The 15,280-nt window shown below is 43.4% G+C and carries 13 protein-coding genes; 3 read left to right on the forward strand and 10 right to left on the reverse strand.

Annotation, left to right across the window (positions count from 1 at the left end):
• Positions 1–31 precede the first annotated feature (31 nt).
• Entirely contained in the window at positions 32–997 is a 966-nt protein-coding gene (locus M472_RS33530) for a sensor histidine kinase (protein WP_158499901.1), read from the reverse strand.
• 128 nt (positions 998–1,125) lie between these two features.
• Positions 1,126–2,175 (reverse strand): lysophospholipid acyltransferase family protein, encoded by a 1,050-nt coding sequence (locus tag M472_RS33535; RefSeq protein WP_021070285.1) that lies wholly within the window; start codon positions 2,173–2,175, stop codon positions 1,126–1,128.
• A gap of 425 nt (positions 2,176–2,600) precedes the next feature.
• Here M472_RS33535 and M472_RS33540 point away from each other — a divergent pair, with 425 nt between their 5' ends.
• Positions 2,601–3,698: an AraC family transcriptional regulator gene (locus M472_RS33540; RefSeq protein WP_144062701.1), complete on the forward strand. Its 1,098-nt coding sequence runs from the start codon at positions 2,601–2,603 to the stop codon at positions 3,696–3,698.
• Here M472_RS33540 and M472_RS33545 read toward each other — a convergent pair.
• Complete coding sequence (locus tag M472_RS33545) at positions 3,695–4,324, reverse strand: hypothetical protein (protein WP_021070288.1); 630 nt, start codon at positions 4,322–4,324, stop codon at positions 3,695–3,697. The genes M472_RS33540 and M472_RS33545 overlap by 4 nt on opposite strands.
• A 226-nt stretch (positions 4,325–4,550) precedes the next feature.
• On the opposite strand from M472_RS33545, the gene M472_RS33550 reads away from it, so the two are divergent.
• A complete protein-coding gene (locus tag M472_RS33550; RefSeq protein ID WP_021070289.1) occupies positions 4,551–4,949 on the forward strand; it encodes a cytidine deaminase family protein in 399 nt (132 codons plus the stop codon).
• Between the two features lie 178 nt (positions 4,950–5,127).
• Complete coding sequence (locus M472_RS33555; RefSeq protein ID WP_021070290.1) at positions 5,128–5,352, forward strand: hypothetical protein; 225 nt, start codon at positions 5,128–5,130, stop codon at positions 5,350–5,352.
• A gap of 307 nt (positions 5,353–5,659) precedes the next feature.
• On the opposite strand, the gene M472_RS33560 is transcribed toward M472_RS33555, so the two are convergent.
• The 7 genes from M472_RS33560 to M472_RS33590 are packed head-to-tail and all read right to left on the reverse strand — an operon-like array spanning position 5,660 to position 15,278.
• Positions 5,660–7,132, reverse strand: a complete 1,473-nt coding sequence (locus M472_RS33560) for a S41 family peptidase (protein WP_021070291.1) — start codon at positions 7,130–7,132, stop codon at positions 5,660–5,662.
• 20 nt (positions 7,133–7,152) lie between these two features.
• Positions 7,153–8,463, reverse strand: a complete 1,311-nt coding sequence (locus tag M472_RS33565; RefSeq protein ID WP_021070292.1) for a MutS-related protein — start codon at positions 8,461–8,463, stop codon at positions 7,153–7,155.
• The gene (locus M472_RS33570; RefSeq protein ID WP_021070293.1) at positions 8,453–9,757 is read right to left on the reverse strand and encodes a MutS-related protein; all 1,305 of its coding nucleotides are present in this window, start codon (positions 9,755–9,757) and stop codon (positions 8,453–8,455) included. The genes M472_RS33565 and M472_RS33570 overlap by 11 nt, the downstream gene beginning before the upstream one ends.
• A gap of 1 nt (position 9,758) precedes the next feature.
• Positions 9,759–12,116 (reverse strand): ABC transporter permease subunit, encoded by a 2,358-nt coding sequence (locus M472_RS33575; RefSeq protein ID WP_022829334.1) that lies wholly within the window; start codon positions 12,114–12,116, stop codon positions 9,759–9,761.
• 5 nt (positions 12,117–12,121) lie between these two features.
• Positions 12,122–13,039 carry an ABC transporter ATP-binding protein gene (locus M472_RS33580; protein ID WP_021070295.1) on the reverse strand — a complete coding sequence of 306 codons (918 nt, stop codon included), beginning with the start codon at positions 13,037–13,039 and terminating at the stop codon, positions 12,122–12,124.
• Positions 13,040–13,057: 18 nt separating this feature from the next.
• Positions 13,058–13,822: a DUF4397 domain-containing protein gene (locus M472_RS33585; RefSeq protein WP_158499902.1), complete on the reverse strand. Its 765-nt coding sequence runs from the start codon at positions 13,820–13,822 to the stop codon at positions 13,058–13,060.
• Positions 13,806–15,278 carry a RagB/SusD family nutrient uptake outer membrane protein gene (locus M472_RS33590; protein ID WP_021070297.1) on the reverse strand — a complete coding sequence of 491 codons (1,473 nt, stop codon included), beginning with the start codon at positions 15,276–15,278 and terminating at the stop codon, positions 13,806–13,808. The genes M472_RS33585 and M472_RS33590 overlap by 17 nt, the downstream gene beginning before the upstream one ends.
• Between the last annotated feature and the right edge of the window lie 2 nt (positions 15,279–15,280).

Raw genomic sequence — 15,280 nt, forward strand, 5'->3', positions numbered from 1 at the left:
TTCGCATTTATTTCATGATCCGCCAATTACCTTATTTCTGCTCTATCCGTAATCCGACATAATACCGATCATCTCCAATCTCCAGAGCTTCAAACTGATAACATCCTGGAAATGCGATCTCCAATCTGGAGCGCAGGTTTCTGTGCCCAGTGCCCAATGAGCTTTGCAGTCGCCTCGCCTTATCGACTATATTGGTACACTCAAACAGCACCGCCTCCTCGGTAATCGACAGCTTTATCTCTATAGGAGTCTGCCCCTCGGTGTATATCCCATACTTGAAGGCATTTTCGACCAGTGTAATCAGCGACACGGGCACGATCTTGTGCGACAGCGACATTCCCTCTACCCTGTAATCGATATAGGTGTGCTCGAAACGGCTACGTTCTAAGGCGATATAGCTTTCCAAAGCTTCTACTTCCTTATAGAGCAGCACCTTTTTTTTACCTTCCTCGGAGGCTGACAAGATGTACCACATCAGATCGCTCAACCTGTCCATATCACCCGCTACTGCGGGGAGCAGTTCCTGTGTCCGACTGCGCATCCCCGCCAGCGCATTAAAGAGAAAATGTGGGTTGACCTGTACAGTACGCAGGGTAAACTGCATCTCCCTGGCTTCTATCTCCTTCTGGTGTCTCCGCAGAGCTTCCTCCTGTCGTAAGCGGTCGTTGATCCGCGACCAGATATGAAACAGCAGGCTTCCCGCCATAATCCACACGCCGATATAATTGGCAAATACAGTCCAGTAATACTGTTCGCGTTTTGTGAAGAACAGCTCCTCCCTGAGCTCGCTCCACTCTTCTCCCATATAGTACATCCCTTCGGTCAGCAGTACATATAGAACGATAATAAGCAATAATGATTTCCAGATCATTTTTCTAAAAAAAACAACATACAGTATCGCTAGACAAGCGTTAAAGACAAAGAGCAGAATAAGCCAAGCGATCAGCTGACTGAGCCCATCGGCCTCGGGCTTTAGCTTGCTGTTGATAAGCAACATCAGAAGCAAATATATAGGCCAACAAACCAACTGTATCCTAATGCTCTCCCGTAAGAAGATTTTGCCAGGCATGATTCAAAGTATTGGTTAGCAGCCCTAATATACAAAATCTTCTGACGCTTAATAAATTATGGAGAACCTCCGTAACCTGTCCGCTGCAGTAACCTGATCTTGTCCTGGGCGATCGAGAAACAATACAGATCCCTTTTGCGGAACAGTCCGCAAGTACCATCACTCTCGTAATATATACCATATTGCATGGGGTCATCGTAAGGTCCAGCTTCGAGCGAGTACCACTCCAGGTGCCTGAGCTGGACATCCGGCCTTATCTTCTGGAGGAACGGCCAGTTGGTCCACTGCTCTGGCCAGCGCCCGAGGTAACCCGCAAACCAATCGTACAGCCTGTACAGCACGGAGCGCACAAACAGTGCCCTGTTGCTATGTGCCACCGGTGTTATCGCAGGCATACTCTCTATACGAACAGTATTGTCGTGTCGGACAGCCAGCATGGGGTAGATCGGCAGTCGAAGTGCATGCGCCAGTCCCACCGTTCCACGCGGTACCTCGATCTCTCTTCCCAGAAATGACACCGGCTCCAGGACATGTCTTTTGCCGTATGCTATCCCCTCCAGTCCATCTACATATACCAACAGGTGATGTCCCTTTGCGCTCAGTTCGTACATCTGACGGAGTGCCCCCCTGTCGGCCGCATTGAGCAGCGTAAAACGGCCTTGCCGTGTGGCCTGTCCAAGCAATTTTTCGAGACCCGTATTACGTTGTTCCCATTCGTGATACACCTTATCCCCGACTAAGAGAGCGAAGGGTTCCTTGGCTTTCAGCAAGAGGTAGTTGATCAATTGATAGGCGCCAAAGTGGTAGGTACATATCATTCCTTTCTGCGCTCTTATTTTCTTCAGAAAGCCTCTCCACCCCCTTATGGTATAGGGATAACTTCCGGAAAACAGCTTGAGATCCCAGGAATCCATCTTGAGCTGCCAGAGGCTATCTCTGAATATCCTCCGGTGGTCCCCATAGCTCAGCTCTGGGAAGAAGTATGCCATATTCGCGCTCATCTCTGTAAGGCGATTGATGATCGTGCGATTCCAATCTATCCCTTCCTTATAGAGTCTGTTGTGGAGCCGCTGCAGCTCCTTTTTGTAATCTTGTACGGTGTCCATATCATTACGATTTTAATCGATACGGGCACTGCCAATAATCTAGGGCGGCACCCGTACCAGTAGATTACCAATACCAATGTATGCCTGGTAAGAAGACATCACATGGGCTTGACTCGCCTTTTACCATTACCTGCGCGGCTACAATTGCTGTGGCACACGCCACCGTCTTCACGCGCTGCATTCTTTTCTTTTTCAAGGGTACATTGTGCACCGTTACTTTTCTTTTTGTTTTCATCGTTTCTGTTCATTTAATAAAACCTTAAATGGGGCCCCAAAAACGCATGCATCCATACCCCAAACGTATTCAAGAGAAAATAAAATGAAGAAAGAAAAGGTAGACAACCTTATTACCCGATGAGTGGCAGCCTACAGCCGACGAATGAAAACTGTCTCTCGATGTCACCTCGCAAAAGCTGCTTGATTCATTGTCCCTAAAGACACCTCAGCGAAAGGTAGATCCAATGTCACCCCTGTCACTTGACCCTTCGACTTTTAAGCCATTCATTTGTATACAAGCAAATTATAGACACATCGCAAAACCACGCCTTATGATACCTGGCTTTATGATCCATCTGGGAGCGATCTATCCGGCTATCGCCAAAAGCAATAAGTTGCCCAAAGAGGTATCCTATCGCATCCCCTATGCGCAGGTCGACAGCTGGTACAAGGACAGGTACAATTGGTGCTGCATGCAGTGGCACAATGCCAAGCACGTCTACCTCTACAACATAGAGCTACAGCTGTCCGAGCGGACGCGGATCGCTGTCGATATCAACCACCCCGATACACACTGGCAATATGCACTCCAAGGCGGCTACAGCCTAGTCGGTCCGGATGGCGCTATTCCGGTATTGGGGGAAGGCGGCAAGCACCTGCTGCGGGGCGCTCCTAGTCATCTACAGGTGGAGGTCGAAGCAGGGCGCCACTGGATCGTAGGCTTCCATGTTGCAGCGAGCTGGCTGGGCCGCTATCCCGAAGAGCTCGCTATCGACGAGCAGCACATCTCCCGGGAACTGCAGCACGGTATACTGTACCAATCTGCCCCAACAGCCATCAGCGAACTGGATCGAGCCGAGCTGTACTACCTATTGGGGCTTGGCCCCAGCCGGCATATCCTGCAGGACAGTCAGATCTACCTGCCCATCTCCAAACTTGTCGAACAGATGCAGACCCCAGATGATACTGCACTATCCCCCGTCCAGAATAAGGTACAGGCTGTAAGATACTATATCAAACAACTCATCGATACCGATCAGGCCGTACCATCGATCAGTGCACTGGCGGATCGATTTGGCATCGACAAAAATTATCTGGGGCGCAGGCACCAATTGCTGCACGGGGAAAGTCTCGCCACCTACATCTTCGACCAGAAGCAGGATCGAGCGCTAGTGCTCTTGGCGAAGAAGAAACCTATAAGCGATATCTCCCACCTATTGGGGTACAGTCACAGTTCGGCATTTCGAAAAGCTTTTATAAAAAAACATGGGATATGCCCGAGCGAATACCGGCGGCGCGGCACCTAGCTTTCGGGATTCAAGCGTTTCATGCGTGCTTTGTACAGATAGAGCATCATATGATGCATAAAAGCCAGGGGATCGAGCTGCATCTGGAGGATCGCCATCTCGGGTGTGGTTGCATACTCGGCGATGATCCGTTCAAACAGGCCAAAGGGGATCTTGATGCCCAGGGTATGGTGCCACCAGTACCACACGCGCTTGCGGTGGCCTATTTTCTTGTAGCATTCGACACCATCCGCCTGATAGGGATTCAGGGCCAGGGTTTTCAAGAAGGCTAGCGGCAGCTTGAACTGAGCCGTGGTATGGAAGGCACGGCAGCGACGGCAGTAATACACCCTGCGCTCGAGGCGCTTCTCATTGTCGGTAAAGATCATATTGGTAGCCACGATCATCTTGGCCCTATTGAGTGCCAGCGGGCGCTTGCCACAGGGCAGCTTTTCCAGCTGCTCCCATTCCAGATGGGCCGGTACGACCACACGCTTGCTCCATACCTCCCGGCTGGCCGACAGCCTATGGCCTATCACATCATAATACCTGACCATAACCGTATGCTCCCGTACCGCCAATACGAAAGCAAGCTTTCGTTTGGCAGAAGGCCACACCCATACCCATGTATTGACTTCATAATCCATAGCACCCTCCTTGATTTGTTATTGAAAATTAACAAATTTAATCCACATAAACTAATAATAAACTGAAAATCAACAAGAAAACCAAATCACAACTGCATTATCTTAATAATTGCACGATTAATCACAAAACATGAAAACACACAACGGTTTTTCTTTCTTAAGTTTGTAAGACGAGTGCCACAAACTGTAAGGCAGTCAAGTTACCCCTTAAAACATACCATCGAACATGGAAAAAATGAGCTTGAAAAAGATTGCTGCAGGATTGGCCAAGCCAACACTACTGAATGATTTCATTTCATACGGCGATGTTGCTGCTGTGATTGAAACTGTGGATGGAAATATTTATACAGGTATCAGTATTGATACGGCCTGTTCACTCGGACACTGTGCCGAACATAGCGCTGTATCCGAAATGTTAAAGCATGGCGAATACAGAATATTGACTATGGTAGCAGTTGACAGCCACGGAAACGCCGTCCCACCCTGTGGAAGATGCCGAGAGCTGATAAGTCAGTTGTCAGCGGAAAACAGAAAAACAACAATTGAAGTCAGCAACGGAGTTTTCAAAACGCTTGAAGAATTAATGCCTTTCGATTGGAAAAGAGATTCCGACCGAAAGTGGTAGCTATCACGCTAAAGAATACCCAAACAGGAAAATTAATAGTAAGCTGAAAATCAACAGCAAAACTGGATTATAACTCCTTTCCCAGACGTGTAAGTAGCGCAGTATTGAAATACAAAAAAAATTGTAGCAAAGAAAACTTATGGCTATATTTAAATAAATTAAAACCAAACTTCAATTTATGTTTTCATTTGGAATTATATTTATTTACCTCATCTGGGGAGGATTTATCGCAATCGTATTATATGGATTGTACCGCGTACTGTTGGCATTATTAGAAAAATACCTATCTGCTAAAAACGACCATACCGCAGCCATCCGTGAGCAGAACCAAGCACTACAGGAAATCGCTGCCGCTATCAGAGAGTCGAATGATAAAAACGGTGAAACGCCTGAGATTATTTAATTTGGTTAGTACTATGTAATCAACTTTACTTTTACGTAAAAGTAATTGATAGGCTATACTTAAAACAATAGATAATGTTTAATACTGGACAAAACTTGGAAGATAATTAGTATTAATTTGTGCGAGGGCAAAGAAAAAAAAGTATCTATTGAGAGGAGGAAAGAGAAGAAAGAAATCCACCTCTGATTTATGTTTCTTCGAGGCTATCAGAGGTGGCGTAAAAGATGTAGAGTATATAAGGGTTAATTAAAATACCTGAAGCATCTAACTTCAGGTATTTTTTTAGTCCATTACAGCGTTGAAAGCCTTAAAGTTTTTCTCTGATCAAGTCTCTTGTATAGCTGATTTCGGGATCCCTTTCGGAACGGAAGTATTTTAAAAAATCGTCTATCGACAGCTCTCGGTCAGGCATTACCCCTCTTCCATTGTCGGTCTGCGCATTGAAAAAGTACATCTCGGACATCGGGACAGTCAAGATAGATTTGGTATTGGGCAACTGATAGTTCAAGAACCAAGCTGCTGTGGTACTCTGCTCGCCACTACCGGTTTCTTTACCTATCACCAGTCCACGCTTGTTTTTCTGTACCAAGGATGCAAAATAAGTAGCAGCCGACACGGTAGCTCCACTGGTGAGCACATATACGCTACCTTTAAAAGCGTCTTTATCTGGTGGGTAGTTTTCAAGTTGGCTTTCCTTTAGCCGAGCATTGCCGACATAAAATCCAGTTAATGAATCCTTATTAAATCGCTGATTCATAAAATTATACATATTTCGTATATCTTCATCAGACATTTTGCGACCATTGTTTATAGCATATTCTGGATAAGCAATACTTATAGTTTTGGTCCGCTGGTTGTATACATTATCAAAAGATTCACTGGCTAAAAAAGAATATAACAGAGCTGAGATAGCAGGATTACCTCCTCCGTTTTTGCGGATATCAACAATGACGTGACGGATTCCTCGTTTCTTTACCTCTTTAAAAAATTCACTAAATTCTTTATACGCAAAAGACTCATCGAGAGCAAAGGACATCACGGTAAGAATGCCGGTGCTCTCTTTGTCAATATAAGTACCATATACATAATACGAGGTTTCCAAGCGGTTAAATGGTGCGATACCCAGCCTACTGCTGTGTACGCCTTTGGATGGATCTAGAGCTAGCAGTACTTGTTCTTGTTCCTTATTGCTGCCAGCTGGCCGATAGCGTACACTGTATTGTTTAGGACTAGCATTGTAATATCCCCATACACTCTGGAAATCGCCATAGAAGCGATCCGTCCCCGTACTAATAAAACCGTCACTGTAAGAGCTTGCCGCTAGCAGACGCATTATGGCAGCTGTATTCTGTCCATTAATTTCCAAGATCTCTGCCCCATAGGGAACGGAACTTCCTTTGCCATTGACAAATATTTTATCCTTTTCAATAACTACTGGAAACGGAAAAAAACGTGTATCCCTTATGGTCTGTCTAGAGTTTTCGGGGGATAACTGTAGTTTGGTATGTACATCCCTAAATAACTGCAAGGGAGAATATCGCAATATAGCGTAGAGATCTTCTTCTTGGTGAGCGAGGCGCATCAAAGAGTCCAATTGTTGCTCCAACCGGACGGAATCAACAAACTTGTAAGGGTGTGGATGTTGTTTCTTCAAAATATCTGACGCCAGCTTAAAATCTGAGATAAGCCCCTCCTTGGTCAACAAAAAGTCCTTATCTTCCTGAGCCCATAGCTGTCCTAGCCCGATAAAAATCAGGGAAATTAAAAGTAATTTTCTCATGGTTTATGTATTTATATTTTCTAAATCAAGTCCAGAATCCCTTCATTACGTATGATCATCATACCTTGTCGATCTTCTGTAATTCCTTCTTTGAGCGAGTAAGTATATTGAGGCCGATGTCCATTCATTATGGTCGGCATAAAGCCAAACTGAATACCAGGCAGCTCTTTTAGTTCCTCACCCACTTCGATAATATGTGTAGAGATCATAAAAAGTGATTGCCGGTAACGTGCAAAGCCCCGTGTTACGGCTAAGGTACCGTCAAAGGCATCCTTGACATTAGTTCCCTTAAATAGTTCGTCGAAGAATAACACCAATCTGGCACCTGACGCTACAGCTTCAGCGGCTTGCTTGACGCGTATTACCTCCGAGTAGAAATGACTATATCCTAAAGCAACATTGTCGGCCACATTGATGGATGAATACATCCCCTCTCTGACAGAAAATTCATAGGATTTTGCAGCAACAGGGAATCCCATATGAGCAAGATAAAGAGATATCCCCAAGGTCTTCATCCAAGTGGACTTACCAGCCATATTGGCTCCTGTTAGGAAAAAAAGGTTATGCTCTTGACCCAAGTGAAAATCATTACCTACAGCATGTTCAATAGCGGGATGCCTGAGATCAATTCCTTTCCAAATATTGGTCTCTACGGATTGAACAATGGGATAAGTAAAATTGCGCTCCCTTGCTACATTACTGACTGCAATATACACGTCCAACTCGGCGATAAACGACAATATATCTCCTACACAAGATGACAAGCTACCTTGAAGCTGTTGTTGATAACGTGCAATCTGGAATAAGGTAAAACCTTCGTAAATATTACTAACCACTAACTCTCTAAAGACCCCAGACTGTATTTGTTGTCGTATGAGTTCGATACGCTGTGACATAGGATATGGCATATCTTTGAGCTTCGGTATTAATTGATCTAATTTTTGTAAGACCGACACCAGTGCATGTAATGCCTGCAATTCTTTCTTGAATCGTGTATCGTTCAATAGCTGAACAAGTAAGCGATTCCAAAAAACCTGAAAGTAAGTTTTGATCGTGCTTTGAGAATATACCCGCGAAAAGTATTCTGCGAGTTCAGAAAGTTCTTTAGCATCAAAGGGAAACTCAATATCCTTGTGCTGAAAAAAGCGAAAGCAATCAATTCGATTTTCTATTTCTTCTTTAGTGACCAAAGGAACTTTAAACATCCGGTCTAGCAGATGCTCCCCCGCCCTGCTTTTAACACGGGAAAATAACTGTTGGACAGAACCTGGTTTAGATCGTCCCAATAGGTTAAGCTCTTCGAGCGTCTGTTGGTCTACTTTAAATTTCATGCGTTACTCCTTTCTCCAGAATATCTAATATTTGCTCATTTTGTATAATAAGCATACCATGGCGATCATCGCTCACTCCATCTTCCAATGTATAAGTATAAACTGGACGATGTCCCTCCATCTTCGTAGGCAGGAACTGAAATCCGATCGCACCTTCTTCACACAAGGGTTCGGTAGCCTCCACAATATGGGATGATATCACAAACTGACTGTTTTCCGATTGAAGAAAACGTCGGCTGACAGCGACAGTTGCTTCCATCGCGTCTTTCACATTGGTCCCCCTAAATAACTCGTCGAATATTACGAAAATAGATTTACCTGCTCGCAGACTTTCTACCACATCCTTGACCCGTAATACTTCAACATAAAAATGACTGGCTCCCATACCTAAATCATCAGGGAGATTTATGGTCGTGAATATACCGTCAAGGACAGAAAATTCCATACTCACAGCTGGGACAGGAAACCCCAGGTGTGCCAAATAAAGAGCAAGTGCCAGTGAACGCAGAAAAGTACTCTTTCCGGCCATATTAGCACCGGTCAGAAATAATAAGCGTCTTTCCTTACTAAATTCAAAACTATTGGCGACAGCCCCTTCAATGGTTGGGTAATACACCCCAGTAGCCCGCAGTATACCAGTCCCTCTCGGTAAGACGGTCGGTAGTGCCCAACCGTGCTTTGAAGCAGATTTTCCGACAGCGAGATAGGCATCTAGACGGTACAGATGTTGTAACAACTCTTTTAACTCGATCCAGGCAACACTTCGAAACAAGGTATCAAAAGCAGTTACAGCACTATAGGACAACTTCTTACCATTAAAACTTCCTAATACTGGTTGTAGTGATGGTAGACTCAGTATCGACAAAATGGAAGTGACAAGTTCCTCCAGCCCTACTGCTTTCATTGCAGCATCGGAATGAAAAAAACTATCTACCCTTTGCAACAGATCCAACATAGCTAATACCCCCTCCTCTATCTCTTTATCTTGCAGATAAAGTGCTTCGCGCTCTTGCTCCTCTGCCTGCGAATGCTGCATATAGCGCTCTACAATATCAAAAAGATTGGACGGAAAGGGAAAATCAAGGCCTATTGCCGAAAGGTATGAAAACATACGGATACGTTTTTTTATATCTTCCTCAGCGGACAAAGGCTGTAAAAACAATTGCTGTAGATGTTGAGTGCCTCCACGTGTATAAGTATGATCAAAAAGTTTGAATAATGGGGAATTTCTCAAATCCCCCATTAACCCTAAATCGCAACGGCTCTGTTCATCAATTTCTAATAATGGTTTCATATTATTGACGGTTACGACGAATTAAAAATACGATGGAAAAAAGTAACAGCAGACCCGGCAAAATGTACAGCATCACTATTTTTTGAATTCCTGCCGTAGTTGCAGTTAAATTCAGAAAGATATCGTTCCTTTTATCCTTCGTGATAAAAACGGGAAATAGGTTATCCGTCATCCAACTGTACATCGGCAATAGATCCCAAATCGGATTGACACGCAACGTACTGCCTACGTCGGCATCGCCATGAATAGAAACACGTTGGGTTTTATCATCAACCTTTTTAGACAGTGTCAACCAAACATCGAAATTAGGTTGCTTTATATCTCCTCGATCAGGCTCAAATAATGGCGGTAATGAATCCAGTACCACTATACCTCTCTTTAAGAAAGTATTACGGTTAGCCTGTGTTTGTGACAAAGTCCTTATAGCATACTCAGAGTTATCCTGATCATAATTCATGGCTGTAGCACCGACCACCTTTCGATAAAGGCCAGCACTATCTATCTTTGTTTTCTTTTGTATTGCTTCTACTATTGAAGGGAATGGTTCTGGGACTATTGCTACCAGTTCACTAGGAATATTGAGAGGAATAACGTGATCAGGCATCTCATCGTACGTTACTTCAATCAACCGACCAGGCAATAATGTTACGCCAGTATACAGAGAATCGAGCAAAGGATTTAGAATCATCTGCTTATCGGGTTCCCCAAACAAAGCAACATTACCACCTTTATCAGCAAACTTTTTTATTTTCGCTATTTTAGAAGAACTGAGCTCTGTCTTAGGGTCGGCAACAGCGAGTATCTTTATCCCTTCTGGAATCTCTTGGGTATCTAAATTGATAGAATCTACATCATAAGCAAAGTTAATCAGTGATAATCTAAAAAGACGATCTATGGTATGTTTATAATACTCCCTCTCACCTAACTTATAGATATTTCTCTCGAGGTTACCTGTTGTAAAAAGCAACTTAGGAGCGTGCTCTTGCTGTAGCCTTCTAAGAGCGGACGATACATGCATCTCATCTGGCCAATAAGTGTCATCAGGAAAGGTTCTTATAATGGCTGATTTACCGGTGGACTCTAGTGTCATAAACGGCATTGCGTATTCATCCTGGTAATCGCCTAGTTTGCGTATGGAATCGGGTGAGATAAAACGGTCAAAATCCGATTTATTTCCGCGCCCTTCTAATTGAAGAAGTGCAATTTCCTCGAGACTCTTCCCCTTATAATTTTTAAACAATGTGCTATCCCCATCTTTGACATCATAATAATACACGTAGTCAAATTTGATATCTGGCCGGAAGCGAACATATTTCTCCCAAAACCCCCATACATATTCATTTCTATTAGCAGGCGATGCACGATCGTAATACCTACTAAACAGGTTGACATAAAGAGTTGCCTTGAGTGGCTTTTCCTTAGGTAAATCACTGATAATCTGCTGACTCTTAGCTTTGATGGTATTATCTTTATTCGTGGTCACATCTATATAATAACGGATAGACGGTTTCATCGACAAGTATCCCGCAAACAATATGGGAATGATAACAACAAGATGCCTCAGCAGCGTTACAGACCAAGGTTTGGATTCGATAGATCGTTGCATACGCAGCCAAGTAAGTAACAGGAACAATATGCAAATCGACAGATAATATACGAGATCGTAAGACGTAATGAGACCGAGAATCATCTTTTCAGCTCTACCTGCAATTGACAGAAAAAATGTAAATTCTCTGAAGAAATCGTACTGTTGCCACAAGGAAGATATATTTCCCAAAATGAACAACGTCAAAAACGTAGCCAAAGCCGAAATAACTGGATATACCGTAAGACTGCTGAAATACATACCAATTGCAATGTAACAGGCCGACATCAAAAACATAGCCAGCAGACTGGGCACCAAGTACCCCCAATCCACATTTGATATCGAAAAAGTACCGTAAACCACAAAAACGCCAACGATAATTACAAGGATAAGTGCAAAAACTAATAAAGAAAGATACTTACCCAACAGAACATCTCTCATTTTCAGAGGAGATGAATGCAATAAACGGATAGTACCGGCAACCTTCTCTTTACTGATGATCGCCATGGTCAACAGTGGAAAAAACAGGTATAAGTGCTGAAAGACCCTTGGATAGATTGATTCGGTGAAAATTGATTTTGACAGCCCCCCATGAAAACCAGAGAAAGAGCTATCGTTTTCGATCAACATATCCTGCCATTTGCTTAGTGCTTCTATTATTGAGTAATATGAAAAAGAGCATAGTGCTATAAAAGCAATTAGTAAAAACCAAGCTATAGGTGAAAAGAACAACTGCCTGAGCTCTTCTTTTGCAATTCGAAGTATCAATTTCATGTTATTTATTTTTTATTGGTCAACTCCCGGAAGACTTCGTCCATATTATTCTCTATAGGACGCATAGACTTCAATTTCCATCCTTTTTGTATCGATAGTTCCATCAGCTGTTGTGATAGGATATCCAGATTATCGTAAGATATTTTAAATGTTCCTTTTGTCTCGATCTCCACACTGTTGACTCCAGGTAACTGGGCAAGCTGTTCCAGATGAGGCGGATTATCAAATATAACCTGTAGATAGGTCGATTGTATCTGTTGCTGAAAGACTGATGTCCTGTCCGAGAATAATACCTCACCTTTATCAATGAGAATAATTTCATCACATAATTGAGCTATCTCCGTCAATATGTGTGAAGATAATAGCACCAAACTCTGCTCAGCCACTTCCTTTATTAGCCGACGGGTCTCGATCAGTTGATTCGGATCAAGGCCATTGGTCGGTTCATCCATCACCACCAAGAGCGGTTTATGGATGATCGCCTGCGCAATCCCCACACGTTGTCGGTATCCTCCAGATAGGTTTTTTAAAAGACGTCTTCTAAAATGCATAATCTGACAACGTTCCAATACCTCTTCTACAGCTTTAGGAATAAGCTTCGTTTCCATAAGTCGTAGGCTAGCAGTATAATAAAGATACTCTTCTACACTCAGGTCTAAATACAAAGGAAGTATCTGCGGCAGGAAACCTATCGAGGTCTTAGCACGCTGTGGTTGCTTTCTCAGATCTACTCCATTGACTATCACGCGTCCATCTGTCGGCTTTAGCGCACCACATATAATATTCATCAGGGTGGATTTGCCGGCACCGTTGGCTCCTAGCAGCCCATATGCTCCGACCTTTGGGATATCGACATTTATGTCACGAATAGCCCATCCTGCCCCATATTTGTGGGACAGGTTTTCTGTTGTTAAAATACTCATATTATAGTTTATAGTTCTTTAAAAATGATGGACCAGAATTGTAGAAAAACTGGGACTTGTCAACTTGTGGGGTCCTCCTGTTAACACCAAGCTGACGCTACGATTGCGATAAATATTTGTATTAAGGGACTCTGTGGATATATCCAAACTAAATTCACAGAGCACCTGTCCCGAAATAGCGTCCCTAAATTCAAAGACATAGGGTGGGGTTCCTTTTTTCGCAGATAACATATGGAAATTGTTGTTGATCTTATCCAGATAAGATATTTCTTGTTGCGGACGATCACTTCCCCGAATGTAGACATCTACTGCAGACTGGTCCGGTGCTAAATGAACGAATCTTACGCCAACAAGGCTATCTGCAGGGGATAATCGGGGCAATTGTTCGTTTACCGTTCTATACTCCGGATTCTGCAAAGTTCCTGTTAGGAAAAGCGTCTGGATCGGAGCAGCATCGGCATCGATCGGTATTAAAAATAAAGGTTCGCTATCCGGTAGCGTATCAGGAACATGAAACAAGCCTAGTTCTTTATTCTTAGAATTAATAGTATACTGCCCTCCAGTGGTAAACCAAACGCCGTAGTTAACCTGATTGGCTGTCATATATCGAATAGGTTGTCGCCCTTTAAAATTAGTCTTAAGCGTACCAGCACCGACTACTGCATGCACCAGCGTCAAGGAGCTGACTCTTTGTAGCTCTTGATCTTCCTGCTTACAAGCGGAAACACAAAACAGACTAAACAAAGTTCCTATTGTACAACATTTTTTAACGAACTTGATCATAACCTTCATTTTGAATTAAGTTTTTATTGTTTCTTATTTCCTCTTCTGGAATCGGGTATAGCAGTTGCCAGTCTCCAAGCCAAGGACTATTGACCGGATACTGAGCGAGTAAGGCTTTGGCCCTTCCGCTTCTACATATATCTATCCAATAATGTCCCCATTCAACAAAGAACTCAACTTGGCGCTCCTGCCAGAGAGATGCGATCAATCCCTGCCGATCTAATGTTAATGGCAGATCGTCCAAACCGGCGCGGTCACGAATTCTATTTAAATCTGTACGTGCTGCAGCAATATCCCCACTGGGATCAATCAGTGCTGCTTCGGCACGGATTAAGTACATCTCAGCAAGTCGCAATACCATATAGTATTCTGGAGAAGGAGCCCCTAGCGCACCATTGTGCCTTCCCTGTTTATATTTAAAAGGATAATAAACAGGGGTCGGCGATGGCAACTGGGAGGCCGTACGGTCGGTATGACCCACCCAGATGTTTTTGCGTTGATCATCAGGCTGAAAACTGGCCAATAGATTATCGGAAAGTCTGTAGTATGCTCCTCCTGTATTTATGGGATTAGGCAGAAGCACAATTCCCTCGGGTGTAGCATTCAGCAAATCCGAATAGTTATTAGTAGGAAGAAGCTGCAGTATAGCCTCGGAGTTGTTGGCCTTGAATACATTCGAAAGATCCTCCAAGTTGAAAAGTTCGGAAGCTTGTATGACTTGATTTGCTTTTAACAAAGCGTTTGGATAATCTTTTCTATATAGATACGCTCTTGCTTGCAATGCGAGGGAAGCCCAAGCATTGACACGGACACGCTGTCCCGAGCCCGCAGCGAATACTCTTGGCAAATTACGTTCGGCTTCCTGCAGATCAATTAAGATCTGATTGTAAACTTGATCCTGTGGTGTTCGCCTATAGGTACGTGTCTGATTAAAATCCGTTGTGAGCACTAATGGAACATCACCAAAAAACTGGAGAAGAGACAAATGTGAAAACGCTCTCCAAAATTTGGCCTCCGCAATAAATTGTCGTTTTACACTATCTCTCAACTCTGTAGATTCGGATTTTAAAATCCCCTCTATCGTTGCATTAGCTAAAAATATTGCCCGATAAGCAGATGTCCACATCTGATCTGCATTTTCTTTGTTTAATTGCCATAACACAGGCATACCACTGGACCCCAGATCTGATTGTACTATCTCGTAAGAAGACCGGGCTCCCGCTAGAGTCGTCAGTCCTCCTGAAAAAATACTGCTACTGATATTATTTCCAGAAGTGCCATGAATGAGATAGTTATAAAGTCCCATCAAAGCATTTTCCGCTTGTTTTTCCGTAGCAAACATCTTTACTTGTGCAATAGCATCACGAGGCTCGTCAATAACCAACCATTTGGAACATCCACCAAACAAAATGGCTATGATAAAACTAAAGGAGATTATTAGATTTACTTTTTTCATAA

The sequence above is a fragment of the Sphingobacterium paucimobilis HER1398 genome (assembly GCF_000416985.1).
Lineage (GTDB): Bacteria > Bacteroidota > Bacteroidia > Sphingobacteriales > Sphingobacteriaceae > Sphingobacterium > Sphingobacterium paucimobilis.

Excerpts from the sequence above, each read along its gene's own strand:
- M472_RS33580 (WP_021070295.1), bottom strand. The coding sequence starts at position 13,039 with ATGAGTATTTTAACAACAGAAAACCTGTCCCACAAATATGGGGCAGGA.
- M472_RS33545 (WP_021070288.1), bottom strand. The coding sequence starts at position 4,324 with ATGGATTATGAAGTCAATACATGGGTATGGGTGTGGCCTTCTGCCAAA.
- M472_RS33535 (WP_021070285.1), bottom strand. The coding sequence starts at position 2,175 with ATGGACACCGTACAAGATTACAAAAAGGAGCTGCAGCGGCTCCACAAC.
- M472_RS33590 (WP_021070297.1), bottom strand. The coding sequence starts at position 15,278 with ATGAAAAAAGTAAATCTAATAATCTCCTTTAGTTTTATCATAGCCATT.
- M472_RS33575 (WP_022829334.1), bottom strand. The coding sequence starts at position 12,116 with ATGAAATTGATACTTCGAATTGCAAAAGAAGAGCTCAGGCAGTTGTTC.
- M472_RS33565 (WP_021070292.1), bottom strand. The coding sequence starts at position 8,463 with ATGAAATTTAAAGTAGACCAACAGACGCTCGAAGAGCTTAACCTATTG.
- M472_RS33530 (WP_158499901.1), bottom strand. The coding sequence starts at position 997 with ATGTTGCTTATCAACAGCAAGCTAAAGCCCGAGGCCGATGGGCTCAGT.
- M472_RS33585 (WP_158499902.1), bottom strand. The coding sequence starts at position 13,822 with ATGATCAAGTTCGTTAAAAAATGTTGTACAATAGGAACTTTGTTTAGT.
- M472_RS33555 (WP_021070290.1), top strand. The coding sequence starts at position 5,128 with ATGTTTTCATTTGGAATTATATTTATTTACCTCATCTGGGGAGGATTT.
- M472_RS33560 (WP_021070291.1), bottom strand. The coding sequence starts at position 7,132 with ATGAGAAAATTACTTTTAATTTCCCTGATTTTTATCGGGCTAGGACAG.
- M472_RS33570 (WP_021070293.1), bottom strand. The coding sequence starts at position 9,757 with ATGAAACCATTATTAGAAATTGATGAACAGAGCCGTTGCGATTTAGGG.
- M472_RS33550 (WP_021070289.1), top strand. The coding sequence starts at position 4,551 with ATGGAAAAAATGAGCTTGAAAAAGATTGCTGCAGGATTGGCCAAGCCA.